This is a genomic window from Streptomyces sp. NBC_00557 (genome assembly GCF_036345995.1).
In the GTDB taxonomy this organism is placed as follows: Bacteria; Actinomycetota; Actinomycetes; order Streptomycetales; family Streptomycetaceae; genus Streptomyces.
On the sequence record NZ_CP107796.1, the window covers coordinates 5,696,662 to 5,722,073 of the forward strand.

Consider the following 25,412-nt stretch of genomic DNA (forward strand, 5'->3'; position numbering starts at 1 on the left):
GCCCGAAGATCAGCCTCGGCGCGGTCGGTGAATCTCGCGCGCGGTTTGCGGGTCAACTGGTCTTGTGGCCCCATTTCGGCCCGACCAGGGTCCACTCCCTGTCCCACTGCGCGATGCGTCGCCGGTCGAGCCACCACCGCCCGGCGCTGCCGATGCCGAAGACCACGCCGCTCAGCGCGAGGGCGGCCGAGCCTCCGAAGAGTGCTGCCTCGACGGCCGCCTCGGTGGGGGGCGTCGGCTGGGTGCTCAGCTTCCCCTGGCCGTCGATCCAGATACTCACCGTTGAGCCGGCCTTCTTCCCGGTGGTCACCAGCGTCATACCACTGCGCGTGGAGCCGTCGGAGTTCGTCCAGCGGACCCTTGCCGAGGCAAGATCCCTGCCCATCCCCGAGGTCGCGGGACGCGGGACGTCATCGAGCAGAACGGCGCGGACGGGTATCCGGTCGGCCCGCTGCTGGGCGAAGACCTGGTCGGCTGCATGGGCCGTCACCACACCGGCCGCCGTGCCCCCCACCGCGATGAGCACCCATATAGCCAGAACGAGCCATGCCTCGAGGATGTCGTCGCGTCGCCGGATCGGGTTGTTCCGCCATCGCCACAGCGGCACCCTCGTTCGTTTGCGCTTCCTGTTCGCGGGCCTGTCCTCGCGCATCTCTCCGCACCTCCTCGGCGTCACACACGAAGGTGACAGCCCAGGCGCGCCGTGACATGGGCCGATCAGGCGGAAGCCGAGGGCCGATCGGGCCAAGCCCGGGCCGGTGCTGGGCGGTTCGGCCCAGCACACGCACGGGTTGTGGACTCACCGTGGTTCTGTACCCGTGCGTAGTGGGCCAGTGTGCCCTGCACGGGCCTGGCAAAGGGACCATCGGCCCCTCGCCGTTCTGCCGTGGTGCTCTCACGCTCGTAGGACATCCGCACCTGTCTGACTTCGTACGGGAGGAGGCCATCATGCAAACCGCGCCTCTTGACGCCGCGACCCTGGAAGCTTGCATCTCGGCCGCAGGGGCCGCGCCCTCGATGTACAACACCCAGCCGTGGCGTTTCCGGCTCGACCCGGAGACCGGCGAGCTGGAGGTACGCGCCGTGCCCGAGCGTGGCCTGCGCCACGCGGATCCTGTAGGCCGGGCTCTGCATCTGTCTGTCGGTGCCGCTGTCTTCAACCTGCGCGTGGCTGCGGCCCACTTCGGCTGGGCGCCTGTGGTACGCCTGCTGCCGGATCCCGAGGACCCGAGCGTGCTGGCCAACCTCCGGCTGGCCGGGACGGCCCAGCGGCACACTGCGGGGCACCGCCCCGATCTCTACTCGATGATCTGGCGCAGGCACAGCAGCAGGTTCCCCTTCTCCGGCAGGCCGCTTCCGCCGAACGTTCGAGTCGAGCTCGCCGATGCCGCTCAAACGGAAGGCGCCACCATGACCTTCCCCGGGCCCACCGAGACGGCTCGGCTGCTGCGCGTGGTCGCGGCGGCGGAGCGCCGCAACCGCGCCGACCCGGACCGGGCAGTGGAGAGCCGCCGATGGGTACACCGGGATCCAGACGACTCTGCCAACGTTGGCATCCCCCAAGCGGCGCTGGGGCTGCAGGACGCGCACGAGAAGCTGCCCATGCGTGACTTCACCGCACAACGGCATCCTGAGCGGCTCCCAGCCCAGCCCTTCGAGTCCCTGCCGGTGGTTGCCCTGCTGACCACCGAGCACGACCGCCGCAGCGACTGGCTGCGCGCCGGACAGGCGCTGGAGCACCACCTGTTGGTGGCCACAGCGCACGGTCTGCGTGCCTCCCTGCTGCACCAGCCGATGGAGTGGCCCGACCTGCGCCGAGATGTGAGCCCCGTGCCGGACCTCACCGGGCATGCGCAGATGCTGATTCGCCTCGGGTACGGACCGGAGGGACCGTCCACTCCGAGACGTGCACCGGATCAGGTGTGCTGACGCTCAACGACCAGGCCGTCTGGGTGGCCGTGATCCTGGGCCCGCGGCCACTCCGAAGGCCCCATGTGGTCGCTGGTTGCGCCCCGGCCTTATCAGCCCGCTGCGGCGGTGAGGTCCCTGCAGGGCACAGCAGCCATGGCTTCGGGCAGGTGGTCGTAGATCTCGAACACGCCATCCAGCCCCGCACCACGAAGAATTCGAAGGAATTGGTTGCTGTCAGTGACGACACGCAGCCGGCCGTGCCGTTCCATGACCCTGTTCCGCGCCCGGCACAGCACCCCCAGTCCGGCGCAGTCGATGAAGGACACGGCGCGAAGGTCCACCACGAGGTCAGGGAGGACGACCGCCGTCAGACCGTCCAGGCGCGCCCCAAGCGACGGTGCCGTGAGGATGTCGATCTCACCGCGCAGCTCCACGACGGTCGTCCCGTTAGCGGCACGCTCGGTGTGGCGGGGTGCGGAGGTGACGAGGGTTTCGACCATGGTCCGAGGAAACCCGGGCCGATGGGCGCGCCGGAAGGGCCGTACGGCCCCCCTTCGCCGCCGCGTTTCCTCGGGCCGCTCTCCGGTCAGGGCGGGACCCGTGGCCCTCACCCGAGTCCACTCGCGGTCTCAGCATGGACTGTGACCCCCTCCACCGGGCGAAAGACGGGCTGACTCATGTACCCGAACGATGGTTTCCGCGAACTCGGTCGTCACGAGTGCCTGCGCCTGCTGGCGACGGCTCCCATCGGCCGTATCGTCTTCACGCGCCAGGCGCTGCCCGCGGTCGTGCCGGTGAATTTCGGCCTGGACGCCGACGGAGCGGTGCTGCTGCGCACCTCCACGGCCTCGGAGCTGGCCCGCGCGGTCGACGGCGCGGTCGTCGCCTTCGAGGCGGACGCGGCCGACGTGGAGACGCACTCTGGCTGGAGTGTCGTCGTGACCGGTCGTGCGGAGATCGTGACGGATCCGGCCGAGGCGGCACGCCTGGAGCGGGTCGGCCTGCACTCCTGGGTTCCCTCGCCCGAGGAGGTCTTCGTGCGCATCGAGTCTGAACTGGTCACCGGGCGTGAACTCGTTGGCGGCCGCACCGTGTACGGCCTGCACCTCTCCGCCTGACCGCTGGGCACCACGTGCCCGCGGCTTGGACCGAAGGGCCCAACGGTGCGGGGCCGGACGGCGCGGCGACGGGTTCCCGCAGGCCCTGCCCCGCCCAGGGGCGCGTGAGGACCATCGTCAGTGGAGCCGCGCACGGAACCGTCCGTGTGCGGTGTCGCGAACGATGCGGAGGCAGTGATGATCGTGGCAACCCGTCCCGACGTGGACGCTCCCGCCGATGCCTGGCGTGGCTTCGCCGGCCGGGGCTGGCGCGACCGGATCGACGTACGCGACTTCATCCAGGCCAACTACACGCCGTACGAAGGCGGCCCGGAGTTCCTGACCGGCCCGACCGAGCGCACGCGCGCCGTCTGGCACAAGGTCAGCGCCCTGTTCCCCGAGGAGCGGCGCAAGGGCATCCTCGACGTGGACACCGCCACCCCCTCCACGATCACCTCGCACGCCCCCGGCTACATCGACCGGGACCGTGAGCTGATCGTCGGCCTGCAGACCGACGCCCCGCTGAAACGCGCGATCATGCCCAACGGCGGGCTGCGCATGGTCGAGAACGGCTTGAAGGCGTACGGCTACGAGCCCGACCCGTTCGTCACCAAGGTCTTCGGCACTTACCGCAAGACCCACAACGACGGCGTCTTCGACGCCTACACCCCGGAGATGCGCGCCGCCCGCAAGGCCGGCGTCATCACCGGACTGCCCGACGCCTACGGCCGCGGCCGGATCATCGGCGACTACCGGCGCGTCGCTCTGTACGGAACCGACCGCCTGATCCAGGCCAAGAAGGCCGAGCGTGCCCTGCTCGATGCCTGCGCATCCTCCACCGAGGTCATCCGTGACCGGGAGGAACTCGCCGAACAGATGAAGGCGTTGGAAGAGCTGACGCGGATGGCGGCGTCGTACGGCTGCGACGTCTCCCGCCCCGCCGCCACCGCCCAGGAGGCCGTGCAGTGGCTCTACCTCGGCTATCTGGCTGCGGTGAAGGAACAGAACGGCGCGGCCATGTCGCTCGGCCGCACCTCCACCTTCCTCGACGTCTACCTCCAGCGGGACCTGGCAGACGGGACCATCGACGAGAGGCGGGCCCAGGAGCTGATCGACGACTTCGTGATCAAGCTGCGGATCGTGCGCTTCCTGCGCACACCCGAGTACGACGCCCTGTTCTCCGGCGACCCGACCTGGGTGACGGAGTCCATCGGCGGCATGGGTGCCGACGGACGCACCCTGGTCACCCGCAACTCCTTCCGCTTCCTGCAGACCCTCTACAACCTCGGCCCCGCCCCCGAACCCAACCTGACCGTTCTCTGGTCGCCCCGGCTGCCCGACGGCTTCAAGGAGTTCTGCGCCCAGGTCTCCATCGACACCAGCGCCGTCCAGTACGAGTCCGACGACCTGATGCGCCCACGCACCGGCGACGACACCGCCATCGCCTGCTGCGTCTCCGCCATGGCGGTCGGCAAGCAGATGCAGTTCTTCGGCGCCCGCGTCAACCTCGCCAAGGCGCTGCTCTATGCGGTCAACGGCGGCCGCGACGAGATGACCGGCGAACAGATCGCGCCCGCAGCGCCCCCGCTGACCGGGGAGTATCTCGACTACGAGGAACTGATCGAGGCCTACGACCACGTCCTGGACTGGCTGGCCCGGACGTACGTCAACGCGCTCAACGTCATCCACTACATGCACGACAAGTACGCCTACGAACGTCTGGAGATGGCCCTGCACGACTACCCCGTGCACCGGTTCATGGCCTGCGGGATCGCCGGTCTGTCGGTGGCCGCTGACAGCCTGTCCGCCGTGAAGTACGCACGGGTGAAGGTGTTCCGGGACGCCACCGGACTCGCCGTCGACTTCCGCACCGAGGGCGACTTCCCGGCGTACGGCAACAACGACGACCGCGCCGACGGCATCGCCGTCGACCTGGTGGAGTCCTTCATGGAGAAGGTGCGCCAATACCCCACCTACCGTGGCGCCGAGCACACCCAGTCCGTCCTCACCATCACCTCGAACGTCGTCTACGGCAAGCACACCGGCAACACCCCCGACGGCCGCCGCGCCGGACAGCCCTTCGCGCCCGGTGCCAACCCGATGAACGGCCGGGACCGGCACGGTGTCGTCGCCTCGGCCCTGTCGGTGGCGAAGCTGCCGTACGAGCAGGCCCGCGACGGAATCTCCCTGACCACGACCATCACGCCCGAGGGGCTCGGGCACAACCCCTCAGAGCGTGCAGGCAACCTGGTCGGCATCCTCGACGGGTACATGACCTTCGGCGGTTTCCACATGAACGTCAACGTCCTGAACCGGGCGACGCTCGAGGACGCCATGGAACACCCCGAGAAGTACCCCGAGTTGACGATCCGGGTCTCCGGCTACGCCGTCAACTTCGTCCGTCTCACGCGTGAGCAGCAGCTCGACGTGATCAGCCGCACCTTCCACGGGTCGCTGTGAACGTCACCTCGGCGCCGGCGGTGACCGGTCGGGTGCACTCCTGGGACCTGTCCACCGGCGTGGACGGTCCCGGGACCCGGTTCGTCCTGTTCGTCAGCGGCTGCCCGCTGCGCTGCCTGTACTGCGCCAACCCCGACACCTGGCACATGCGCGACGGCCGTGAGACCTCGGTGGACGAGGTCATGGGGGAGATCGAGAAGTACCGGGGTTTCCTGGCCACGGCCGGGGGAGGGGTGACCGTCACGGGCGGGGAGCCGCTGCTCCAGCCGGCGTTCACCGGCTCCCTCCTGCACCGCTGCAAGGAGGCTGGACTGCACACGGCGCTGGACACCTCCGGCTTCCTGGGCCACCGCGCCTCCGACCGGCTCCTCGCCGACACCGACCTGGTGCTGCTGGACATCAAGTCGTTCGACGCCACCACCTACCGCAGGCTCACCGGCGGCCGGCTGGCCCCCACGCTCAACTTCGCCACCCGCTTGGACCGGCTGGCCGTCCCCGTGTACATCCGTTACGTCCTTGTCCCCGGTTGGACAGACGATGCGTCCGCGGTGGACGGTCTCGGCGCCTTCCTGGCCGGGCTGAGCAACGTCGACCGGGTGGACGTCCTGCCCTTCCACAAACTCGGCGCCCACAAGTACGACGCCCTCGGCATCGACTTCCCGCTGCGCGACACGCCCGTGCCCGATCCGGAGCTGACGGAACGCGTGCGCGAGCAGTTCCGGGAGCACGGGCTGCGGGCGTTGTGAGTCGGCCGACGCCCATCGAACGTTCATCCGCGCGTGGGCCGGACGGCCTCCGCGCAGGGACCTGAGGCCTCTCCTGTCCCAAGTACACGGCATCGACACTGAATTCGTGACTTTGAAGGAGGCCGAGATGCCCCGCACCATCACCGCAGGCCTGGACGGGTCCCCGGAGAGCCTGACCGCCGCCGACTGGGCGGCCAGGGAAGCCCTGCTCCGGGACCTCCCGCTGCACTTGGTCCACGCCCTTGGGCGGCAGCTCTACGCGCCCCTGGGCGGGGCAACCCAGCCGTCCCTGAGCCCGGGCGAGCAGATTCGCCGGGCGGACCGCATGCTTCGCGAGACCGAAGCTGTGATCGCGCGGCGCCACCCGGGCCTGCAGATCACCACCGACAGTCTTACCGAAGAACCCGTCACCGCCTTGCTCGGCGCGGCTGGAACAGCAGACCTACTGGTGCTGGGCTCTCGCGGTCTGGGCGGCGTGACCGGATTCCTGGTCGGGTCCGTCGCCCAGGCAGTCGTGGCGGACAGCCGGCGGCCTGTCGTCCTCGTGCGGGGCGGCCTGCGCTCCGAGGACGAACGCCAGCCTGGCGGCTTCGGGTCCGGGGCCGCGCCGTTCCGTGACGTCGTCCTGGGCCTCAACTCGACGGCGCCGAACGACACCGTGATGGGATTCGCCTTCGAGGCCGCCTCTCAGCGTGCCGCGAGGCTGCGCGTCGTCCATGGCCGGAGCCCGGAACTGCCCTACTACGACAATGGCGGCGACCTCAACGCCGAACTGCACGATGAACTCACCGGGGAGATGCACCGCGCCCTGGCCGAGGCGCTGGAGCCCTGGCGGCACAAGTTCCCCGGCGTCGAGGTGACGGAGCAGGCCGTGATCGGCAAGGCGGGCTCCCACCTCGTGGAGGCCTCGCGCGACGCGTCCCTGGTCGTGGTCGGTCGCCGCCGGCGCCGGACGCCGATCGGCCCGGTCACCCACGCGGTGCTGCACCACGCCACCGCACCGGTCGCGGTGGTCCCGCACGCTTGACGTGCCACCCGGCGAGCGGAGCCGGCATCGGGCTGAACGCGGCGTGAGAACCCGGACGGTTCTCACGCCGCATGGCTTTGCAGTCGGACTGCGATCAGGCGCCGCCGGACTCGTCGTCGGCGGTGGGCCGCGCGCCGGTTACGTCAGCGGTGAGCCGCACGCCGGTTATGAGGTCCGGGCGGATGCGCACCGCGTAGTCCATGGTCCGGTGCACCCACGGGGTGAGCAGTGCCTGGTACCGGGCCAGTTCCTCCGCGTCGGTCACCAGGTGCGCGTAGCCGGTGACCACCACGCTCCAGCCGAGGTGCGTGTCGGGATCGATGGCGTCGGCCTCGTAGGCCACCACGACGCCTTGACCGTCGGCCTGCCCGGCACGCGCGGTCAGGGCCGCGCCCTCGTGGGTGCGGATGACGATGTCGCCGTTGTCCAGGACGTGGTTGACCGGGCGGACGGTCGGCAGCGCGTGGCGGGTGAAGACAATCCGTCCGAAGGACACGCTGCCCAACAGCCGGAGGGCTTCGTCGCTGTCCAGCTCGATGCTTCGGCGTGGCCCGACAGGGAGGTCCTGTGCGGTGTCGATGGTCATGGCGGGCTTCCGTACGGTCTCGTTGCTCACTGCTGCGTTTCTTCGACTGGGGCGGCGAGGCGGCTGCACGGCCTTTCGCCGTGGTCGCGGCCGGTGCGCCGGTACGGCATGTGCGTCGTCCCCTCAAGACGTGGTGGTTGCGTGTCCGTGGCACCCGGCTTGGAACCGCGGGCAGGCTGATCAGGTCATTGGAACGGCACCGAAGCTCTTCACGCCAGGGCCGTTCGGCCCTTGTCGGCGTTCGGTCGGCCCAGCGCACCCCCGTAGTAGGCCGTGCGCATGATCTCCTGCATGTCGTCGAGCATCGGCATGCGCGGGTTCGCCGGCGCGCACTGGTCCTCGTAGGCGTTCAGGGCCTGCTGCGGCAGAGCGTCCAGGAACGTGCGCTCGTCGATGCCGAGGGCCTGGAACGACGGCTCGATGCCCACGGCGTCGCGCAGCCGCTCCACTGCGCGGGCCAGCGACTCCACGCCCTCCTGCGCGGTGGAGGCGGGCAGGCCGAGGGCTCGGGCGATGTCCTGGAAGCGTTCCGGGGCGCGGTAGTGCTCGTACTTGGGCCAGCCCGTGAGCTTCGCCGGAATGGTGCCGTTGTAGCGGATGACGTGCGGCAGCAGAACCGCGTTGGTACGGCCGTGTGCGACGTGGAAGGTGGCGCCCAGGGTGTGCGACATGGCGTGGACGATGCCGAGGAAGGCGTTGCCGAAGGCCATGCCGGCGATCGTGCCGGCGTTGTGCATCCTCTCCCGTGCGTCGGGACGGCCCTTGCGGTCGTTCACCGCTGCTTCGATGTTGTCGAAGATCAGCCGGATCGCGTGCAGGGCCGGGCCGTCGGTGAAGTCGTTGGCGTAGACGGACACGTACGCCTCTATGGCGTGGGTGAGGGCGTCGAAGCCGCTGTCGGCCGCCAGCGCCGGGGGCAGGTCCGCGGTGAGCAGCGGGTCGACGATGGCCACGCTCGGGGTGAGCGCGTAGTCGGCGAGCGGGTACTTCTTGCCGCTGGTGGGGTCGGAGATCACCGCGAAGGGGGTGACCTCCGCGCCGGTGCCGGAGGTGGTGGGCACGCACACCAGGCGGGCCCGGGTGCCGAGGACCGGGAAGCGGAAGGCGCGCTTGCGGATGTCGGAGAACTTCTGCCGCATGTCGGCGAAGTCGATGTCCGGGTGCTCGTAGAGGAGCCACATCACCTTGGCGGCGTCCATCGGCGAGCCGCCACCGAGCGCGATGATCGTGTCCGGGCGGAAGTCGCGCATGAGCTGGGCACCGCGCCGGACGGAGTCGATGCTCGGCTCCGGTTCGACGTTGTCGATGATCTGGAGGGTGACCGGTTCGTGGCGCCGCTGCAGGACCCTGCTGACGCGGTCGACGAAGCCGAGGCGGGTCATGGTGGCGTCGGTGACGACTGTGACGCGGTGGACGTCCGGCATGGAGGTCAGGTAGCGCAGGGACTGCGGCTCGAAGTAGATCTTCGGCGGGACCTTGAACCACTGCAGGTTGTTGCGGCGCGTGCTGACCCGCTTGATGTTCAGCAGTTGGACGGCGGAGACGTTGTTGGACACCGAGGTGTGGCCCCAGGAGCCGCAGCCCAGGGTGAGGGATGGCAGCAGGCTGTTGTAGATGCCGCCGATGGCACCCTGCGACGAGGGGGCGTTGACGATGATCCGTACGGTCTTCATGCGCCGGCCGTATGCCTCCGCGAGCGCCGGGTCCTCGGTGTGGATGACCGCGGTGTGACCCTGGCCGTGGAACGCGACCATGTCCGCGGCGAGGTCGAAGCCTTGCTCCTCGGAGCCGGTGCGCAGCACGGCGAGCACCGGGCAGAGCTTCTCGCGGGTCAGCGGCTCGTCCGGACCCACCCGCTCGGCCTCGACCAGGATCAGCGAGGTGTCGCCTGGGACGGTGAAGCCCGCCTGCTTGGCGATCCATGCAGGGCTCTGACCGACGGCCGCGGCGTTGACCTTGGGCTCGCAGCCCGCGTTCGCAGGGCCCGTCGGGAACAGGAAAGCTTCCAGCTTCGCCTTCTCCTCGGCGGTCGCCACGTGAGCGTGCAGAGTGCGGAACTCGGCCAGTGCCGCGTCGTAGATCTCGTCGTCCAGGATGACGGCCTGCTCGGAGGCGCAGATCATGCCGTTGTCGAACGACTTGGAGAGCACCAGGTCGTTGACGGCCCGGCGCAGCTTCGCGCTCTTGTGCACGTACGCCGGGACGTTGCCCGCACCGACTCCCAGGGCGGCCTTGCCCGCCGAGTAGGCGGCCCTGACCATGGCGTTGCCGCCGGTGGCGAGGATCAGCGAGACGCCAGGGTGGCGCATCAGGAGGCCGGTCGCCTCCACCGACGGGGTCTCGATCCACTGCACGCAGTGCTCCGGCGCGCCGGCGGCGACGGCCGCGTCCCGTACGATCCGGGCCGCCGCCGCACTGCACCGCTGGGCCGAGGGGTGGAAGGCGAACACGATCGGGTTGCGCGTCTTCAGCGCCATCAGGGCTTTGAAGACAGTGGTGGAGGTCGGGTTGGTGACCGGTGTGATCGCGCAGACCACGCCGACCGGCTCGGCCACCTCGATCATGTCCTCGATGTCGTCGCGGGCGATGACCCCGACGGTCTTCATCGGGCCCATGCTGTGCGTGACGTGCTCGCACGCAAACATGTTCTTCGCGGCCTTGTCCTCGAAGACCCCGCGTCCGGTCTCATCCACGGCCAGGTGGGCCAGCGTGGTGTGCTGATCCAGGGCGGCGACCGAGGCCTTCTTGACGATGTGGTCGACCTGCTCCTGGGTGAGGGCGTCGTAGTCGGCGAGCGCCTTGAGTCCGTTCGTGACCAGCTGGTCCACGGCGATGGCGATGTCGGACGGCGCGTCGGCAGCTGCTGTCGCCTGGGTTCCGGCCTCATGACGGGTCATTGGGGAGCGCCTCCGTTGACGAGAGCCGTCGGCGGTGGCCGACGGTGGGCGGACGGGAGCGGCACCGCGGGGGATCGGTGCCGCTCACGCCTTCACTCTCGTCCTGCCCGGCCCCGACTCCCAGGTGCCGATGGTCCCTTCCGGGGGCTGACCAGCACTGGTCTGGCGAGGCCTGGCGACCCGTCCGAGCAGCCCCCTCGCCGGGGCTCAGGAACCACACGTACGCGGAGAAGAGCGACCGTGCCGCAGCGGAGGCTCACGATGGGTTCTACTCTCGGCCGCTGTCGGCACGGCCGCCGCGCCACGGAGGAGGAGTGGCCGACCTGCGGGCCTCCTCCTTGCGGTGCAGGACACGGTTCATCTGGCTGCGTAGCCGGTCCTGCAGCCGGTCCGCCAGTTCGTGTCCCGTGGCCTCCTGGGCATGCACGACCACGAGGGCGTTCCCCACGACGAGCTCGGCCCCGGCGGACCAGGGCCGCTCGGCGTGGTGCGCCACCGCCCTGGTGACCCTCACCGCACCGCTCACGGCTGGAAGCCCTGGTCGGCCGAGGACCGCGTCGACCTTCTCCCGGAGGTATGCGACGGCTTCCTCGTCCACATCACCTTCCACACGCACCTCTACGGCGACGGTGCTCGTGACCTGGGTGCTGGTGTCCTTGGCAGTCATGTGCTCCGCTCCTTCTGATCGTTTCGCAGCGGCTCCAGACTTCTGCGATCAGCGGTCCCGGCCCAGGGCTGTCGGGCCCCAGCAGCGGGGCCATTGGACCTTCACCCTGGGGATGGTGCGATTCGGGTATGCGGGCCCGGTTCGGCTTCGGCTTCGGCTTCGGCTTCCCAGAGCATCAGAGCCGTGGCACCTGACCACTGAAGGGGGCGACGGGCCGTTTCGTACTCTGGCGGCAGAGGTATCTCATGGCCGCGGGGCACTATGGGTGGACAACAGGGCCGACCGGCCCTGGCCTTTCGGCCCGGATACGGGAAAGGATCTCTGAACGGAGGGCCGATTCCGTCCACGAGCGGACATCGGTGCGGAACGCGGAACCAGGGAGCAGTTTGATGGCGGACAGCGAGCAGCCCGGCGCCGGCAACCCGATCCGGGTCTTTCTGCTGGACGACCACGAGGTGGTGCGGCGCGGGGTGCGCGACCTGCTGAACGACGAGCCGGACATCGAGGTGATCGGCGAGGCCAGCACCGTGGAGCAGGCACTGGTGCGGGTGCCCGCGTTGCGCCCGCAGGTGGCCGTGCTCGATGTCCGTCTGCCTGACGGCGACGGCGTGACCGTGTGCCGGGAGCTGCGCTCCCGCATGCCTGAGCTGGCCTGCCTCATGCTGACCTCCTTCGACGACGAGGAGGCACTGCTCGACTCGATCATGGCGGGCGCGTCCGGTTATGTCCTGAAGCAGATCCAAGGCTCGGACCTGGTGTCCGCCGTACGCACCGTGGCCGCCGGCCAGTCCCTGCTGGACGCCAGTGCCACCACCAAGCTGATGGCCCGGCTGCGCGGCGGCCAGCAGGAGGAGCAGCAGCCCGACGGACTGCAAGGACTGACCGAGCGGGAGCGGGAGATCCTGGCTCTGATCGGTGAGGGTCTGACCAACCGCCAGATCGGCCAGCGACTGTACCTGGCCGAGAAGACGGTGAAGAACCACATCTCCCGTCTGCTGGCCAAGCTCGGCGTCGAGCGCCGTATCCAGGCCGCTGTCATCGCCACTCAGGTCCAGGACCGGCAGCGGCAGGAAGGGCACTGAAACCGGGAGAGCGGCACAGATGAGAACGAATCTGGAGGGTTAGTACGGCCCGGCGAGGATCCCGCTGTTGGCTCAGGCCGGAGACAGGGCTTCGCCGCCGTTCGCGTCAGGAGCGTTCGACTCCGCAGGGCCATCGGAGCGCGTCAGCTCGAACTCCACGTCGACCACGCCCTCGACGGCCCGGACCAGGCGCGCGGCCACCGGGACCAGGGATGTGCCCCGGGCGTGGCCGATGAGCTTCACGACGCCGTTTCGCACCTCCACCTGCACGGCTGACACCGGCGCAGGGAAGAGATACGCCACGACCTCCTGCCTGACCTCCTCGGCGATCTCCTCATCGTCCCGAAGGAACACCTTGAGCAGGTCCGCGCGGCTGACGATGCCCTGCAGCATGCCCACGTCGTCGACGACGGGAAGGCGCTTGACCTTGGCGTGTGCCATGGTCCGTGCGGCTTGGGCGAGTGTCGCGTTCGCGTGGACGGTGAGGGCGGGGGAGGTCATGAGGTCCTCGGCGGTGAGGCCGCCGGCCTTGGCCAGGTCGTCGAGGCGGCGCAGCTGGGTGGCCCGGTCGGGGTCGCTGTCGCGGAACTCCTCCTTGGGCAGCAGGTCGGCTTCGGAGACGACGCCGACCACGCGGCCTTCGCCCTCCAGGACAGGCAGGGCGCTGACCTTCCAGTCCTGCATGAGCTGCACGATCTCTTTGAAGGCGGCCCCTCGGCCGACTGCGGCGACGGTGTGGGACATGACGTCGCTGACGATGTGCGGGGTACTGTGCACGGTGACTCCTTCATCCAGTCAGCCCGCTCACACGGCGCTTCCGGCGCCGTAGGGGGCGTAGAGGTCCAGCAGCCGGGCCCTGGTGGTACGGAGGCGGTGGGCCAGCACGTCGCCGGCCCACTGGGTGACGGCACGTCCGAGTGCCGGGTCGTCCTGGCAGAGGGAGCGGACGGCCGTGGCGTCAAACTCGTAGGCCCGTACCGGTGTCGCCGCCGTGGCGCCCAGATGCCACACGTGCGGCGCGAACAGCCAGGACAGACCGACGAGTTCGTTGTGGCCGAGGGTCTCGACGACGGCGCGGCGCCGGCCGGGGACGTGTGTGTCGAGATCGACGGAACCGGTGCGGATGATCCAGAACCGGTCCGCACGTGCCCCTTCGTTGAAGATGCGCGTCCCCTGCGGGAAGGACACCTCCCGAGCAAGACGCATGAGCCGTTGCCGGTGCTCGATAGGCAGTGCGCGCAGCATGCTCGGGGTGTTCATGGCCGGCCTCCCGGTCAGGGTGTACGGACTGATGCCTCCAGCTTGTGGCGCCGACTCGGACCGTGCGAGGGGCCAATGGGGCCGGAGCAGGGCCATCCGGCCCCAGAGCAGATGGCAGTGAAGACGGCCGCCGCCCCCGTGTCGGTGAGGGCGGCGGCCGCGGCGCGAGGATCATGCCTCCCCAACACGAGACTCGCGCGGAAGCCCTCGCGGCTCATGGGGTGTGCGGGACCCATCTCGAACGAGCCGTAAGGACATGGCACCGTCGGCCGGTTGGCATCGCGTCGCGAGCCCGGCCGTAGCTCCTGCCCTCGATTGTCGAGCCCGGCACGGTGCTGACGATGGGGCTGGGCGGACCATGCCGTGGACCGAACGGCCCATGTCCTATGACCAGGAGCAGCGGGAAGCGGCCGAGTTGGGCTGTCCAGGCTTGCGACAACGGGACCATCGGGGTCGGGCGTGGGCCGTGTGGCCGCTGACTGTGCGCGGCTGAGGGGCAGAAAGATCAGTCGCGGATCGACTCACCCACACTGGTCTGTAAGGAGCCTCAGCCATGCCCAGAACCACAGGAGGCGGAAAGGGGACGGCGCCCACGGCGGCGCTCGGCCTTCCCGCCGCCTCCGCGCTCGTCATCGGCAGCATCATCGGTACCGGAGTCTTCGCGCTGCCCTCCGCCCTCGCCCCGTACGGGCCCATCTCCCTCGTCGCTTTCATCGCCGTCACCCTCGGCGCGCTCGCGCTGGCACTGACCTTCGGGGCGCTGTCCAAGCGCGTGCCGGCGAGCGGTGGTCCGTACGTCTACGCTCGCGAGGCCTTCGGGGAGTTCGCCGGATTCCTCAACGCCTGGTCGTACTGGATCACCGCATGGGCGGGCAACGCGGCCATCGTCGTCGCCTGGGTCGGCTACGTGGAGGTGTTCGTCAACACCGGGCACCAGAAGTGGATTTCGGTGCTCCTCGCGCTGGTCGGCCTGTGGATTCCCGCCGCGATCAACCTCACCGGCATCCGGAACATGGGCGCGTTCCAGGTGATCACGACCGTGCTGAAGTTCGTTCCCCTGATCTTCATGGCCACCGTCGGCCTGCTGTTCATCGACGTCCACAACTTCGGCCCATTCAACGCCAGCGGCCAGTCGGCGCTGGGCGCGATCTCGGCCGCGGGCGCCATCGCCCTGTTCAGCTACCTGGGCCTGGAAGCAGCCTCCGTCGTCGCCGGCCGGGTCCGCGAGCCGGAGCGCAACGTCCCCCGCGCCACCGTCTACGGCACACTCATCTGCGCCATCATCTACATCCTGGGCACCCTCGCCGTCTTCGGCACCGTCTCCCACGGCAAGCTCGGCGGATCCACCGCTCCCTTCACCGACGCGGCCAACAGCATCTTCGGCGGCAGCTGGGCCGGAGACATGGTGGCCGTCGCCGCGATCATCTCGGGCATCGGCGCCCTCAACGGCTGGACCATGCTGTGCGCGGAGATGCCGTACGCGGCCGCCCGCGACGGGCTGTTCCCGCAGGCCTTTGCCCGGCTGCGCGGCGAGGGCGGTGTCCCGGCCTTCGGCATCGTCGCCTCGACCGTGCTGGCCTCGCTGATCACCGTGTTCAGCTACACGCGCTTCGACGACGTCTTCACCAAGATCGTGCTGCTCAGCGTGCTGACCGCCGTCATCCCCTACCTCTTCTCCGCCGCCGCCCAGCTGTACTGGCTGCTGGTCCGCGGCCGGGAGAACCTCAGCCCCCGCAGACTCGCCCGTGACATCACCGTCGCCGCGCTCGCCCTCGCCTTCTCGTACTGGTCGATCCAGGGAAGCGGCTACCAGACCGTCTACTACGGCCTGTTCGTCCTGCTGCTCGGCGTCCCCGTCTACGTCTGGCTGAAGCGGGGACAGGACACCTTCGGCGAGGCCACGGCCCCGAGGACCGCGGCGACCGTGGACCGGCCGGAACGCGCACCCGAGACGCCCCCGCCGGCCCAGCGGCTCTCCCGAGCCCTCCGCACCAGCCGCATCAGCGCAGCTCGGAAGCGCAACGACCTCCGCCACCACGACTGACCACCCCCAGCACAGAGGAACCTCAGCGATGAACACCTTCCACGTCGACTCCGAGGTCGGCCCACTGCGCCAGGTCATCCTGCACCGCCCCGGCCTCGAACTCTCCCGCCTCACCCCGCGCAACGTCGACGCCCTGCTCTTCGACGACATCCTGTGGGCCAAGCGCGCCCGCGAGGAGCACGACGCCTTCGCCCAGGTCCTGCGCGACCACGGCGCCCGCGTCCACTACTTCGCCGACCTGCTCGCCCAGACCCTCGACGTCCCGCAGGCCCGCGACTGGCTCCTGGACCGGGTCGTCACTCCCGGCACCGTGGGCCCGGCCCTCATCGACCCGGTGCGCGAACTGTGCGCCGAACTCGACGGGGAGACCCTCGCCGGATACCTGATCGGCGGCCTCCTCAAGAGCGACCTGCCGCTCACCACCCCGCACAGCCTGGTGTGGAACGCCCTCGGCCCCGACGACTTCGCCCTCGCCCCGCTGCCCAACCACCTCTTCCCGCGCGACAACTCCTGCTGGATGTACGACCAGGTCTCGGTCAACCCGATGGCCAAGCCCGCCCGGCGACGCGAGAGCCTGCACGCCGAGGCCATCTACCGGTTCCACCCGATGTTCGCCGGCGTCGCGCCCGCACCTCTGCTCGACGGACCCGTCGGCACCCTCGAAGGCGGAGACGTCCACGTCCTCGGCAACGGCACCGTCATGGTCGGCATGGGGGAGCGCACCACGGCCCAGGCCGTGGAGAACCTGGCCACCCGGCTCTTCGCGGCCGGCACGGCGAGCAGGCTGATCGCCGTCCAACTGCCCGCAGCCCGCGCGTACATGCACCTGGACACCGTGCTGACCATGGTCGACCGCGACGCCTTCGTCGTCTACCCCGGCCTCGCCGACTCCCTGCGCTCCTGGACGCTGCGGCCCAGTGACAGCCGCGAGACCGGGTTCGACGTCACCGCGAACTCCGATCTCGCGACCGCGCTCGCCGAGGCCCTCGACCTGGACAAGGTGCGGATGCTCTCGGCTCCCCAGGACATCCGCAACGCCGAGCGCGAGCAGTGGGACGACGGCAGCAACTTCCTCGCTCTCGCACCCGGCGTGGTCGTCGGCTACGAGCGCAACGTCACCACCAACACCTACCTGCGCAAGCAGGGCATCGAGATCGTCACCATTGCCGGCGCCGAACTCGGCCGCGGCCGGGGCGGCCCCCGCTGCATGAGCTGCCCCATCGAGCGCGACCCGGTCGCCTGACCCCGTAAGGACACCACCATGACCATCGACCTGCGAGGCCGCTCCTACCTGAGCGAACTCGACTTCACCGCCCGCGAGATCCACCACCTCCTCGATCTCGCCCACGACCTCAAGGCAGCCAAGCACGCCGGCACCGAACAGCCACGTCTGAGCGGCAAGCACATCGCCCTGATCTTCGAGAAGACCTCCACCCGCACCCGCTGCGCCTTCGAGGTCGCCGCCGCCGACCAGGGCGCCCGCACCACCTACCTCGGCCCCGGCGACACTCACGTCGGACACAAGGAGTCCATCGCCGACACCGCCCGCGTCCTCGGCCGCATGTTCGACGGCATCGAGTACCGGGGCTCCGCCCAGTCGATCGTCACCGAACTGGCCGCCCACGCCGGCGTCCCCGTCTACAACGGGCTGACCGACACCGCCCACCCCACCCAGAGCCTGTGCGACATGCTCACCATGCGCGAGCACAGCACCAAGCCCCTCGCGGACGTCACCTACTGCTACCTGGGCGACGCCCGCAACAACATGGGCAACTCGCTGCTGTCCATGGGCGCGCTGCTCGGCATGGACGTGCGCATCGCCGCGCCCCAGGCGCTGTGGCCGGACCCCGCGCTGGTCGTCACATGCCGGGAAGCGGCCGGCCGAAGCGGGGCGCGCATCACCCTCACCGAGGACGTCGAGACCGCCGTACACGGCGCCGACTTCCTGCACACGGACGTCTGGGTCTCCATGGGCGAGCCTGCGGACACGTGGCGGGAGAGGATCGAGCTGCTGCTCCCGTACCAGGTCAACGACAAGACGCTCGCCCTCACCGGCAACCCGGCCGTGAAGTTCATGCACTGCCTGCCGTCCCTCCACGACCACCGCACCCGGCTCGGCCAGGAGCTGTTCGAGACCTACAGCCTGAACGGCCTCGAAGTCACCGACGAGGTCTTCTCCTCGCCCGCCTCGATCGTCTTCGACCAGGCCGAGAACCGGCTGCACACCATCAAGGCCGTGCTCGTCGCCACCCTGGAGGACTGAACCATGCGCATCGTCGTCGCCCTCGGCGGCAACGCCCTGCTGCACCGCGGGGAACGCCCCGACGCGGCCGTCCAGCAGGCCAACATCGACCGGGTCGCCACCGCACTGGCCGCCCTCGCCCACGAACACGAGCTGGTCATCACCCACGGCAACGGCCCGCAGATCGGCCTCCTCGCCATGGAGAGTGAGGCCGACCCGGCCCTGAGCGCCCCGTATCCGCTGGACCTGCTCGGTGCCCAGACCGAGGGCATGATCGGCTCCCTGCTCACCCGTGCCATGCACGACGCTCTGCCCGGGCACCGGATCGCCGCCCTCGTCACCCACACCCTCGTGCGGACCGACGACCCCGCCTTCGAACGGCCCACGAAGTTCGTCGGCCAGGTGTACTCCGCGCCAGTGGCCAAGGCACTGGCCCGCAAGCGGGGCTGGCACATCGCCCGGGACACCACCGGCTGGCGACGCGTCGTCGCCTCACCCGCACCCGAACGCATCCTGGAGACCGACACCATCCACGAACTGCTGAACAGCGGGACCCTGGTGATCTGCGCCGGCGGAGGCGGGGTCCCCGTCACCGCCGACCGCGACACCGGCGCACTGACCGGAGTGGAGGCCGTCATCGACAAGGACCTCACCGCGGCCCTGCTCGCCGAGGACCTCAAGGCCGACTTCCTGCTCATCCTCACTGACGTCCCCTACGTCTACGAGGGGTACGGCACCTCCGACCAGCACCCGCTGCTCGATGCCACCCCCCGGGAACTGCGGCACGGTGGGTTCCCGGCCGGCTCAATGGGCCCCAAGGCCGAGGCTGCTGCCCGCTTCGTCGAGCACACCGGAGGTCTCGCTGCGATCGGTGCCCTGGACGCGGCGTACGAGATCGTCCACGGCAGGTCGGGCACGCTGATCCGGCCGGACCTCACGGTCGGGTGACAGAGGGAGTAGCCGGTCCCGCTCCATGCCGCTCAACTACCGATTCCTATCGCTGGCCATTCCACTCGCGGTAGGCGGCGACCGCGGTGGGCAGCGTGGGGAAGATGAGGTCCGTGCCCACGGAGTCTGCCAGGCCGTACGCCTTCAGGTCGTCCATGAGGTCCTGCTTGACTCGGGCGAGGGCGAACACAACGCCACGGTGGCCGAGTTCGCGGCGCAGTTCGTCGACCGCGTCGAGGGCCGTGATGTCGACTTCGACGTTCGCCTCGGTGTTCAGGACGAACCAGCGGACGGGCACGGTCTGTCGGTCGACGGCGGCCAGGGCTCGGCGCCGGAAGTTCTCCGCGTTGGCGAAGAACAGGGGCGAGTCGTAGCGGTAGACCAGCAGGCCCGGGATCGTGCGTGCCTGCGGATAGTCATCGATGTCGTGCATGCCTGCCAACCCGGGCACCAGCCCCTCGACCGCGTCGTGCGGTCGCGCCACCCGCGTCAGCAGCTCGGCCACCGACAGGCCGACCGCCACGATCACCCCGTACAGGATGTCCAGAACGAGTACGCCGGCCAGGCAGCCGAGCGCGAGCGTGAGTTCGCGGCGGCGGAAGGAGGCCAGTCGGCGAAAGCCTGCCAAGTCGATCATGCGGACGGCGGCGTACACGACGAGCGCCCCCAGCACCGCCGATGGCGTCCGGCTCAGCAAGGGGCTCAAGAACAGCAGGACCGCGAGGACCACCGCTCCGGCCACCAGGGAGTAGCCCTGGCTGCGGGCACCCGTCGAGGCCGCGAGCGCGGTACGACTGGCGCTGCTGCTCACCGGAAAGCCGTGCAGGGCGCCCGCGCCGACGTTGGCCGCACCCAGCGCCAGGAACTCCTGGTTGGCGTCCAGGCCCGGCTCGTCGTCCGTGCGGCCGGTGAAGGCGCGCGCGGTGAGAATGAAGTCGGTGTAGGCGACGATCAGGACGCCCAGCGCGGGCAGTACCAGGTGCGGCAGCTCGCTCAGGTCCGGCAGGGCGAGCGAGGGCAGCCCCGAGGGCACCTCGCCGATCACCGTGATGCGATGGCGGTGGTCGAGGTCGAAGACGGTGACCGCTGCCGTGCAGAGGATCACCGTCAGCAGCGGTCCCGGCAGCGCCGGCACGTACCGCTTCACCGCGAACAGGAACACCAGCGCGACCGCGGCGAAGACGACCGTGGCCGCGTCGACGTCCGCCAGGTGTCGGACGAAGGACCACAGTTGGGGGAAGAACTGCGACCCGGTGGTCCGCACGCCGGTGAGCCGGGGCAGTTGGTCTACCATCATGATCAGGCCCACCCCCGCCAGATATCCGACCAGGACAGGGCGGGAGAGCAGGTCCGCAAGGAAGCCCAGCCGCACTGCCCGGGCGACCAGGCACAGCAGGCCGACCGTAACCGCGAGGGCCGCGGCCAGCGATGCGTAGCGCCCCGCGTCCCCGTCGGCGAGCGGGCCCACCACGGTGGCCGTCATCAGAGCGGTCGTCGACTCGGGCCCCACCGACAACAGGCGGGAGGACCCGAACAACGCGTACATCGCGAGGGCGGGCAGGATCGCCCACAGTCCGGCGACCGGCGGTAGCCCTGCCAACCCCGCGTACGCCATCACCTGCGGCACGAGGTAGGCCGCCACCGTCACGCCGGCCAGCAGGTCGCCCCTCAGCCACGAGCGCCGGTAACCGAGCAGGGCGTCGAGGCCGGGTACCAGCCGACACCACCACGACAACCGTCTGCCCGTGTCCTGAGCCATCTGCCGCCCCTCTCTGCCTGGGCCCAGCATCCATGGCCGCGCGATCAACCGCGACACCCGCCCGGTCTTCCACCTGCCCGGTTGGCCACCTTCAGCCCAACGGGCCGCGCATGCAGGGACGTTCAGCCCAACGGATGGAGACCTTCGGCATCCGGCGCGGCGTCAAGCATCGGACGAGAGTGAGACACGTCAAGGAGACGTCGACTCATACATCCCCGAAGGGACCACCATCATGGCCGCGCACGAGCACGCTCACGGGAGCCCGGGCTTCCACCTGTCGGCCGCCTTCCGCCGGCACCGGACCGGCTCCGAGTCCGCCGTGTCCGCACGTCTCGACACGCACACCGCGCAGGCCTACGCCCTCGCGTCCTTGCGCGTCCTGACCGGGTTCGTCTTCCTCTGGGCGTTCCTGGACAAGACCTTCGGCCTGGGGTACGCGACCGCCTCCGGCAAGGGCTGGATCGACGGCGGGTCGCCGACGAAGGGCTTCCTGGGTTCCGTCGCCGCCGGGCCGATGGAGTCGACGTTCCACTCCTGGGCCGGTGACGGGTGGGCGGACTGGCTGTTCATGCTCGGCCTGCTGGGCATCGGCCTGGCCGTCATGGCGGGTGTGGCGCTGTGGCCGGCCGCGGTGGCGGGCACGGCGATGATGGCGCTCATGTGGATCGCCGAGTGGCCGCCGGCCAGGCATCTGTCGAACGGCGCGCCGAGCATGTCGACGAATCCGTTCACCGACTACCACGTGATCTACGCTCTCGCGCTGATCGCCCTGGCGGCAGCGGGCGCAGGCGCCACCTGGGGCCTGGGCCGGCAATGGGCGCGGCTGCCGATCGTCCGCGACCACACCTGGCTGCACTGACCCGCACGCGGCGGGACGGACCTCGCCCCGGACCCGACCCCCCGACCCCTGTGCAGGGCCCATCGTCCCCGCTGAAGGACCAGCGGCCCCTGCCCTGAAGAACCCCCCGACACGACGCTGGAATCGGGACCCCTCGGGGCCCCGATTCAGGAGGTGGAGAACATGCCCCGCACCATCACCGTCGGCCTTGACGGCTCACCCGAGAGCCGCGCCGCCGCGGAATGGGCGGCCCGCGAGGCGGAACTGCGCGGACTGCCGGTCAAGCTCGTCCAGGTCTGGGAGCCCGTCCCGGAGCCCATGGCCCAGGCCCCGCTCCTCGGCGCCGAGACGCACCAGCACTGGACCGAGAGGATCCCCCGCGAGTCCGCCGAGGGCCTGCGGCTGCGTCACCCGGGCGTCGAGGTGAGTACCGAGCAGCTCACCGGACGGCCCGCCGAAGCCCTGGTCAACGCGGCCGAGGACGCCGACATACTCGTCCTCGGCTCACGCGGCCTAGGCGGAGTCGGCGGCTTCCTGGTCGGGTCGGTCGGGCTCGCGGTCGTGGCGCATGCCCGGCGGCCCGTGGTCCTGGTCCGCGCCGGCGAGCAGGCCGCGGACGAGCACGAGATGGACCCGGCGGGCATCCCGTCCGCGGCCACTGGGTTCCGTCCCGTCGTCCTCGGGCTCGACATCGCCGGCCCCGACGAGGCACTGATCGGGTTCGCCTTCGAGGCCGCGGCGCGCCGCTCGGTGCCGCTGCGGGTCGTGCACGCCTGGAACCCGCCGCCCTACTACGCCTACGGCATGGCTCTGGAGCCCGCGGTCGAGCGGGAGATGGCGAAGGGCGACGCCACCATCCTGAGCGAGGTGCTGCGCCCCTGGCGGCAGAAGTACCCCGACGTCGAGGTCGTCGAGCAGTCCGACTTCGGCAGCCCCTCGCTCCTCCTGATCGACGCCTCCCGCGAGGCCTCCCTGGTCGTCGTCGGCCGCCGCATCCGCCGCTCCTCCGTCGGCGCCCACATCGGCACCGTCACCCACGCCGTCCTGCACCACTCCACTGCCCCCGTCGCCGTCGTCGCCCACGACTGACGCCCCTTTCCAGAGGAGAGAACAGATCATGAAGGCAGCGGTCGTACGAGCCTTCGGCGAGCCCCTGGTCATCGAGGAGCGCCCCGACCCCGAACCCGGCCCCGGCCAGGTCCGCATCCGTGTCGAGGCCTCCGGGCTGTGCCACACCGACATCCACGCCGCGCACGGCGACTGGCCCGTCAAGCCCACCCCGCCCTTCGTCCCCGGTCACGAAGGAGTCGGCGTCGTCGAGAAGCTCGGGGAGGGCGTCACCCACCTGTCCGTCGGGCAGCGCGTCGCGGTGCCGTGGCTCGGCAGGGCGTGCGGGCGGTGCGAGCACTGCCTGTCCGGCTGGGAGACGTTGTGCGAGCAGCAGGTCAACACCGGGTACGGCTGCGACGGCGGGTACGCGGAGAAGATGCTGGCCTGGGCCGACTTCGCCCAGCCCGTGCCCGAGGGCGTCACCCCGTTCGACGCCGCGCCGCTGACCTGCGCGGGCGTCACCACGTACAAGGCCCTCAAGGTCGCCGACGTCCGGCCCACCCAGCTTGTGGCGATCTCCGGCGTCGGCGGACTCGGACATCTCGCCCTGCAGTACGCCAAGATCGCCGGGGCCACCGTCGCGGCCATCGACGTCACCGACGACAAGCTCGAACTCGCCGCGGAACTCGGGGCCGACCTCGTCATCGACGCCCGCAAGCAGGACGTCGGCAAGGAGCTGAAGAAGCACGGCGGCGCCCACGCGGCGATCGCCCTTGCGGTGAACCCGGCCGCGTTCGAGGCGGTCAACTCCGGTCTACGGCGCGGCGGAAAGCTCGTCATGGTGGCGCTGCCCGCGCACGGCACGATCCAGGTCCCCATCTTCGACACCGTCCTCAACGGCACGTCCGTGATCGGCTCCATCGTCGGCACTCGGCAGGACCTCACCGAGGTCTTCCAGCTCCACGCGGCCGGCCGCACCAAGGTCATCTACGAGACCCGCCCGCTCGCCTCCGTGAACGACTCCATCGACGCCGTGCTGCGCGGTGACATCAAGGCCCGGATCGTCTTCGACCTGGCCGCGGGACGGTGAGCACGATGGAACTCCCCCTGGTCGTCGGCGTCGACGGCTCCGAGCCGAGCCTGCGCGCCGTCGACTGGGCGGCCGACGAAGCCGCCCTGCGCGATCTGCCGCTGCGGCTGGTGTACGCCTCGCTCTGGGAACGGTACGAAGGCACCTCACTCGCGGACGACCTCGGCAAGCCCTCGGACCAAGTGATGGCCGAGGACATCGTCGAGACCGCCGCACGCCGGGTCCGTACCCGCCGACCAGACGTGAAGGTCACCATCGACGTGCTGCCCGAGGAACCCGAGTACGCGCTGGTACGGGAAAGCCGCACCGCCGCTGCCATGGTTCTGGGCTCACGGGGCCGCAGCAGCCTGGCCGAGGCGCTGCTTGGCTCCGTCAGCGTGACGGTGGCCGGCCACGCGCACTGCCCCGTGATCGTGCTGCGCGGCAGCCACGACAACCGGGCCGTACCCGGCAGGCACGGCCGCATCGTCGTGGGCGTCGGCGAGGAGCCGGCGAACGCGGCTGCGATGCGCTTCGCCATCGACGAGGCACAGCGCCGAGGCGTGCCGCTGGAAGCCGTACGAGCCTGGCGCTGCCCCGCGCACGAAACGACTGACCACCCCCTGCTAGCCGGCGAACCGGCCCGACTGCACGAGGAGAAGGCGGCGGAGGTGCTGGAAACAGCTCTGCGGGACCTCCCGGCCGACATCGAGGTGCACCGCCGTACTGTCGAGGGCCACGCCCGCCAGGTCCTGCTCGGCGCCTCGGCCGACGCCGACCTGCTCGTCGTCGGGGCCCGGCGCCGCGAGGGCCACTACGGCCTCCAACTCGGCCGCGTCGCCCACGCGGTGCTGCACCACGCCACCTGTCCTGTCGCCGTCGTACCGCAGCGGGCGTGAGCGCAGTGACCGGCTTACAGGCTCGCCGCGTGATCGGGGACGTACGTCTGCAGATCACGCGGCGGGCGCTCGTAGCCGGTCGACGGCGGCCGACGCGGCAGTTCCAGAACCGGTGGCGGCACGTCGCGGTACGGCAGCGAGTCCAGCAGGTGGGCGATCATGTTCAGCCTGGCCCGGCGCTTGTCGTCGCTCTCCACGACGTACCAGGGCGCCTCGGAGATGTCGGTGTGCACCAGCATCTCGTCCTTCGCCCGGGAGTACGCCTCCCAGCGGGTGATCGACTCCAGGTCCATCGGCGACAGCTTCCAGCGCCGCAGCGGATCCTCCAGGCGCCGCCGGAACCGCTCCTGCTGCTCGGTGTCGCTCACCGAGAACCAGTACTTGCGCAGCAGGATCCCGTCCTCTACCAGCATCCGCTCGAAGATCGGGCACTGCCGCAGGAAGAGCTGGTACTCCTCCTTCGTACAGAAGCCCATCACATGCTCGACGCCGGCTCGGTTGTACCAGGACCGGTCGAACAGCACGATCTCCCCGGCCGCCGGCAGATGCTCCACATACCGCTGGAAGTACCACTGGGTGCGCTCACGCTCGGTCGGCTTCGGCAGCGCCGCGATCCGCGCCACCCGCGGGTTCAGGTGCTCGGCGACCCGCTTGATCGTGCCGCCCTTGCCGGCCGCGTCCCGCCCCTCGAAGATCACGACCAGCCGGGCGCCCTCCGCCCGCACCCACTCCTGCACTTTCACCAACTCGGTCTGCAGACGGAGCAGTTCCTTCTCATACACCTCGCGCGGCAGCTTCGCCGCCTTCTTACCGGCCATGCCGCCTCCACC

General features: G+C 70.1%; 23 protein-coding genes. 14 read left to right on the forward strand and 9 right to left on the reverse strand.

Translation table 11 applies throughout. The features are described 5' to 3' along the window. Window positions 1–52 precede the first annotated feature (52 nt). Window positions 53–652, reverse strand: coding sequence for an Rv1733c family protein (locus OG956_RS24895; protein WP_330340206.1), 600 nt, complete (start codon window positions 650–652; stop codon window positions 53–55). Between the two features lie 296 nt (window positions 653–948). On the opposite strand from OG956_RS24895, the gene OG956_RS24900 reads away from it, so the two are divergent. Further along, the gene (locus tag OG956_RS24900) at window positions 949–1,929 is read left to right on the forward strand and encodes an Acg family FMN-binding oxidoreductase (RefSeq protein WP_330340207.1); all 981 of its coding nucleotides are present in this window, start codon (window positions 949–951) and stop codon (window positions 1,927–1,929) included. Window positions 1,930–2,021: 92 nt separating this feature from the next. Here OG956_RS24900 and OG956_RS24905 read toward each other — a convergent pair whose 3' ends face one another. Continuing rightward, on the reverse strand, window positions 2,022–2,411 hold the full coding sequence (locus OG956_RS24905) for an STAS domain-containing protein (protein WP_330340208.1): 390 nt from the start codon (window positions 2,409–2,411) through the stop codon (window positions 2,022–2,024). A gap of 177 nt (window positions 2,412–2,588) precedes the next feature. Between OG956_RS24905 and OG956_RS24910 the strand changes: the two genes are divergently transcribed. The 4 genes from OG956_RS24910 (at window position 2,589) to OG956_RS24925 (ending at window position 7,241) form a co-directional block, all read left to right on the forward strand. Then, a complete protein-coding gene (locus OG956_RS24910) occupies window positions 2,589–3,029 on the forward strand; it encodes a pyridoxamine 5'-phosphate oxidase family protein (protein WP_330340209.1) in 441 nt (146 codons plus the stop codon). 177 nt (window positions 3,030–3,206) lie between these two features. Then, window positions 3,207–5,468, forward strand: coding sequence for a formate C-acetyltransferase (pflB, locus tag OG956_RS24915; RefSeq protein WP_330340210.1), 2,262 nt, complete (start codon window positions 3,207–3,209; stop codon window positions 5,466–5,468). After that, window positions 5,465–6,214 carry a pyruvate formate-lyase-activating protein gene (gene pflA / locus OG956_RS24920; protein ID WP_330340211.1) on the forward strand — a complete coding sequence of 250 codons (750 nt, stop codon included), beginning with the start codon at window positions 5,465–5,467 and terminating at the stop codon, window positions 6,212–6,214. Before pflB ends, pflA begins: the two co-directional genes overlap by 4 nt. A 127-nt stretch (window positions 6,215–6,341) precedes the next feature. Further along, window positions 6,342–7,241 carry a universal stress protein gene (locus OG956_RS24925; RefSeq protein WP_330342938.1) on the forward strand — a complete coding sequence of 300 codons (900 nt, stop codon included), beginning with the start codon at window positions 6,342–6,344 and terminating at the stop codon, window positions 7,239–7,241. Between the two features lie 94 nt (window positions 7,242–7,335). Here OG956_RS24925 and OG956_RS24930 read toward each other — a convergent pair whose 3' ends face one another. The 3 genes from OG956_RS24930 to OG956_RS24940 all read right to left on the reverse strand — a co-directional run bounded on the left by OG956_RS24930 (window position 7,336) and on the right by OG956_RS24940 (window position 11,391). Continuing rightward, window positions 7,336–7,827 (reverse strand): pyridoxamine 5'-phosphate oxidase family protein, encoded by a 492-nt coding sequence (locus tag OG956_RS24930; RefSeq protein ID WP_330342939.1) that lies wholly within the window; start codon window positions 7,825–7,827, stop codon window positions 7,336–7,338. Window positions 7,828–8,036: 209 nt separating this feature from the next. Further along, on the reverse strand, window positions 8,037–10,724 hold the full coding sequence (gene adhE, locus OG956_RS24935) for a bifunctional acetaldehyde-CoA/alcohol dehydrogenase (protein WP_330340212.1): 2,688 nt from the start codon (window positions 10,722–10,724) through the stop codon (window positions 8,037–8,039). A 268-nt stretch (window positions 10,725–10,992) separates the two neighbouring features. Beyond that, window positions 10,993–11,391, reverse strand: coding sequence for a hypothetical protein (locus tag OG956_RS24940; RefSeq protein WP_330340213.1), 399 nt, complete (start codon window positions 11,389–11,391; stop codon window positions 10,993–10,995). A 389-nt stretch (window positions 11,392–11,780) separates the two neighbouring features. Here OG956_RS24940 and OG956_RS24945 point away from each other — a divergent pair, with 389 nt between their 5' ends. Then, window positions 11,781–12,473: a response regulator transcription factor gene (locus OG956_RS24945; RefSeq protein WP_330340214.1), complete on the forward strand. Its 693-nt coding sequence runs from the start codon at window positions 11,781–11,783 to the stop codon at window positions 12,471–12,473. Window positions 12,474–12,545: 72 nt separating this feature from the next. Here OG956_RS24945 and OG956_RS24950 read toward each other — a convergent pair whose 3' ends face one another. Both OG956_RS24950 and OG956_RS24955 read right to left on the reverse strand, forming a co-directional pair. Further along, complete coding sequence (locus tag OG956_RS24950) at window positions 12,546–13,250, reverse strand: CBS domain-containing protein (RefSeq protein ID WP_330340215.1); 705 nt, start codon at window positions 13,248–13,250, stop codon at window positions 12,546–12,548. Between the two features lie 27 nt (window positions 13,251–13,277). Continuing rightward, on the reverse strand, window positions 13,278–13,733 hold the full coding sequence (locus tag OG956_RS24955) for a cyclic nucleotide-binding domain-containing protein (protein WP_330340216.1): 456 nt from the start codon (window positions 13,731–13,733) through the stop codon (window positions 13,278–13,280). A gap of 553 nt (window positions 13,734–14,286) precedes the next feature. On the opposite strand from OG956_RS24955, the gene OG956_RS24960 reads away from it, so the two are divergent. Genes OG956_RS24960 through OG956_RS24975 form a run of 4 tightly spaced genes read left to right on the forward strand, consistent with a single transcriptional unit; the run spans window position 14,287 to window position 18,967 of the window. Then, a complete protein-coding gene (locus OG956_RS24960) occupies window positions 14,287–15,777 on the forward strand; it encodes an APC family permease (RefSeq protein ID WP_330340217.1) in 1,491 nt (496 codons plus the stop codon). 28 nt (window positions 15,778–15,805) lie between these two features. Continuing rightward, window positions 15,806–17,020, forward strand: a complete 1,215-nt coding sequence (locus tag OG956_RS24965; RefSeq protein ID WP_330340218.1) for an arginine deiminase — start codon at window positions 15,806–15,808, stop codon at window positions 17,018–17,020. An 18-nt stretch (window positions 17,021–17,038) separates the two neighbouring features. After that, a complete protein-coding gene (gene argF, locus OG956_RS24970) occupies window positions 17,039–18,040 on the forward strand; it encodes an ornithine carbamoyltransferase (RefSeq protein ID WP_330340219.1) in 1,002 nt (333 codons plus the stop codon). 3 nt (window positions 18,041–18,043) lie between these two features. Then, a complete protein-coding gene (locus OG956_RS24975; RefSeq protein WP_330340220.1) occupies window positions 18,044–18,967 on the forward strand; it encodes a carbamate kinase in 924 nt (307 codons plus the stop codon). A 46-nt stretch (window positions 18,968–19,013) separates the two neighbouring features. Here OG956_RS24975 and OG956_RS24980 read toward each other — a convergent pair whose 3' ends face one another. Beyond that, entirely contained in the window at window positions 19,014–20,726 is a 1,713-nt protein-coding gene (locus tag OG956_RS24980) for a SulP family inorganic anion transporter (RefSeq protein ID WP_330340221.1), read from the reverse strand. A 232-nt stretch (window positions 20,727–20,958) separates the two neighbouring features. Here OG956_RS24980 and OG956_RS24985 point away from each other — a divergent pair, with 232 nt between their 5' ends. The 4 genes from OG956_RS24985 (at window position 20,959) to OG956_RS25000 (ending at window position 24,582) form a co-directional block, all read left to right on the forward strand. Further along, window positions 20,959–21,585: a hypothetical protein gene (locus tag OG956_RS24985; RefSeq protein WP_330340222.1), complete on the forward strand. Its 627-nt coding sequence runs from the start codon at window positions 20,959–20,961 to the stop codon at window positions 21,583–21,585. 162 nt (window positions 21,586–21,747) lie between these two features. Continuing rightward, window positions 21,748–22,653 carry a universal stress protein gene (locus OG956_RS24990; protein ID WP_330340223.1) on the forward strand — a complete coding sequence of 302 codons (906 nt, stop codon included), beginning with the start codon at window positions 21,748–21,750 and terminating at the stop codon, window positions 22,651–22,653. Window positions 22,654–22,681: 28 nt separating this feature from the next. Next, complete coding sequence (gene adhP, locus OG956_RS24995; protein WP_330340224.1) at window positions 22,682–23,704, forward strand: alcohol dehydrogenase AdhP; 1,023 nt, start codon at window positions 22,682–22,684, stop codon at window positions 23,702–23,704. Window positions 23,705–23,709: 5 nt separating this feature from the next. Then, window positions 23,710–24,582 carry a universal stress protein gene (locus OG956_RS25000; protein ID WP_330340225.1) on the forward strand — a complete coding sequence of 291 codons (873 nt, stop codon included), beginning with the start codon at window positions 23,710–23,712 and terminating at the stop codon, window positions 24,580–24,582. Between the two features lie 14 nt (window positions 24,583–24,596). Here the strand turns inward: OG956_RS25000 and ppk2 are convergent, their stop codons facing one another. Continuing rightward, window positions 24,597–25,400 carry a polyphosphate kinase 2 gene (gene ppk2, locus OG956_RS25005; RefSeq protein WP_330340226.1) on the reverse strand — a complete coding sequence of 268 codons (804 nt, stop codon included), beginning with the start codon at window positions 25,398–25,400 and terminating at the stop codon, window positions 24,597–24,599. Window positions 25,401–25,412: the final 12 nt, after the last annotated feature.

Bases quoted from the DNA above. Each gene is read 5' to 3' on its own strand.
- OG956_RS24905 (WP_330340208.1), bottom strand. From the start codon at position 2,411: ATGGTCGAAACCCTCGTCACCTCCGCACCCCGCCACACCGAGCGTGCC.
- OG956_RS24990 (WP_330340223.1), top strand. From the start codon at position 21,748: ATGCCCCGCACCATCACCGTCGGCCTTGACGGCTCACCCGAGAGCCGC.
- OG956_RS24965 (WP_330340218.1), top strand. From the start codon at position 15,806: ATGAACACCTTCCACGTCGACTCCGAGGTCGGCCCACTGCGCCAGGTC.
- OG956_RS24910 (WP_330340209.1), top strand. From the start codon at position 2,589: ATGTACCCGAACGATGGTTTCCGCGAACTCGGTCGTCACGAGTGCCTG.
- OG956_RS24955 (WP_330340216.1), bottom strand. From the start codon at position 13,733: ATGAACACCCCGAGCATGCTGCGCGCACTGCCTATCGAGCACCGGCAA.
- OG956_RS24945 (WP_330340214.1), top strand. From the start codon at position 11,781: ATGGCGGACAGCGAGCAGCCCGGCGCCGGCAACCCGATCCGGGTCTTT.
- pflB (WP_330340210.1), top strand. From the start codon at position 3,207: ATGATCGTGGCAACCCGTCCCGACGTGGACGCTCCCGCCGATGCCTGG.
- OG956_RS24960 (WP_330340217.1), top strand. From the start codon at position 14,287: ATGCCCAGAACCACAGGAGGCGGAAAGGGGACGGCGCCCACGGCGGCG.
- argF (WP_330340219.1), top strand. From the start codon at position 17,039: ATGACCATCGACCTGCGAGGCCGCTCCTACCTGAGCGAACTCGACTTC.
- OG956_RS24900 (WP_330340207.1), top strand. From the start codon at position 949: ATGCAAACCGCGCCTCTTGACGCCGCGACCCTGGAAGCTTGCATCTCG.
- OG956_RS24985 (WP_330340222.1), top strand. From the start codon at position 20,959: ATGGCCGCGCACGAGCACGCTCACGGGAGCCCGGGCTTCCACCTGTCG.
- OG956_RS24975 (WP_330340220.1), top strand. From the start codon at position 18,044: ATGCGCATCGTCGTCGCCCTCGGCGGCAACGCCCTGCTGCACCGCGGG.
- OG956_RS24940 (WP_330340213.1), bottom strand. From the start codon at position 11,391: ATGACTGCCAAGGACACCAGCACCCAGGTCACGAGCACCGTCGCCGTA.
- OG956_RS24925 (WP_330342938.1), top strand. From the start codon at position 6,342: ATGCCCCGCACCATCACCGCAGGCCTGGACGGGTCCCCGGAGAGCCTG.
- adhE (WP_330340212.1), bottom strand. From the start codon at position 10,724: ATGACCCGTCATGAGGCCGGAACCCAGGCGACAGCAGCTGCCGACGCG.
- ppk2 (WP_330340226.1), bottom strand. From the start codon at position 25,400: ATGGCCGGTAAGAAGGCGGCGAAGCTGCCGCGCGAGGTGTATGAGAAG.
- OG956_RS24930 (WP_330342939.1), bottom strand. From the start codon at position 7,827: ATGACCATCGACACCGCACAGGACCTCCCTGTCGGGCCACGCCGAAGC.
- OG956_RS24980 (WP_330340221.1), bottom strand. From the start codon at position 20,726: ATGGCTCAGGACACGGGCAGACGGTTGTCGTGGTGGTGTCGGCTGGTA.
- OG956_RS25000 (WP_330340225.1), top strand. From the start codon at position 23,710: ATGGAACTCCCCCTGGTCGTCGGCGTCGACGGCTCCGAGCCGAGCCTG.
- adhP (WP_330340224.1), top strand. From the start codon at position 22,682: ATGAAGGCAGCGGTCGTACGAGCCTTCGGCGAGCCCCTGGTCATCGAG.
- OG956_RS24895 (WP_330340206.1), bottom strand. From the start codon at position 652: ATGCGCGAGGACAGGCCCGCGAACAGGAAGCGCAAACGAACGAGGGTG.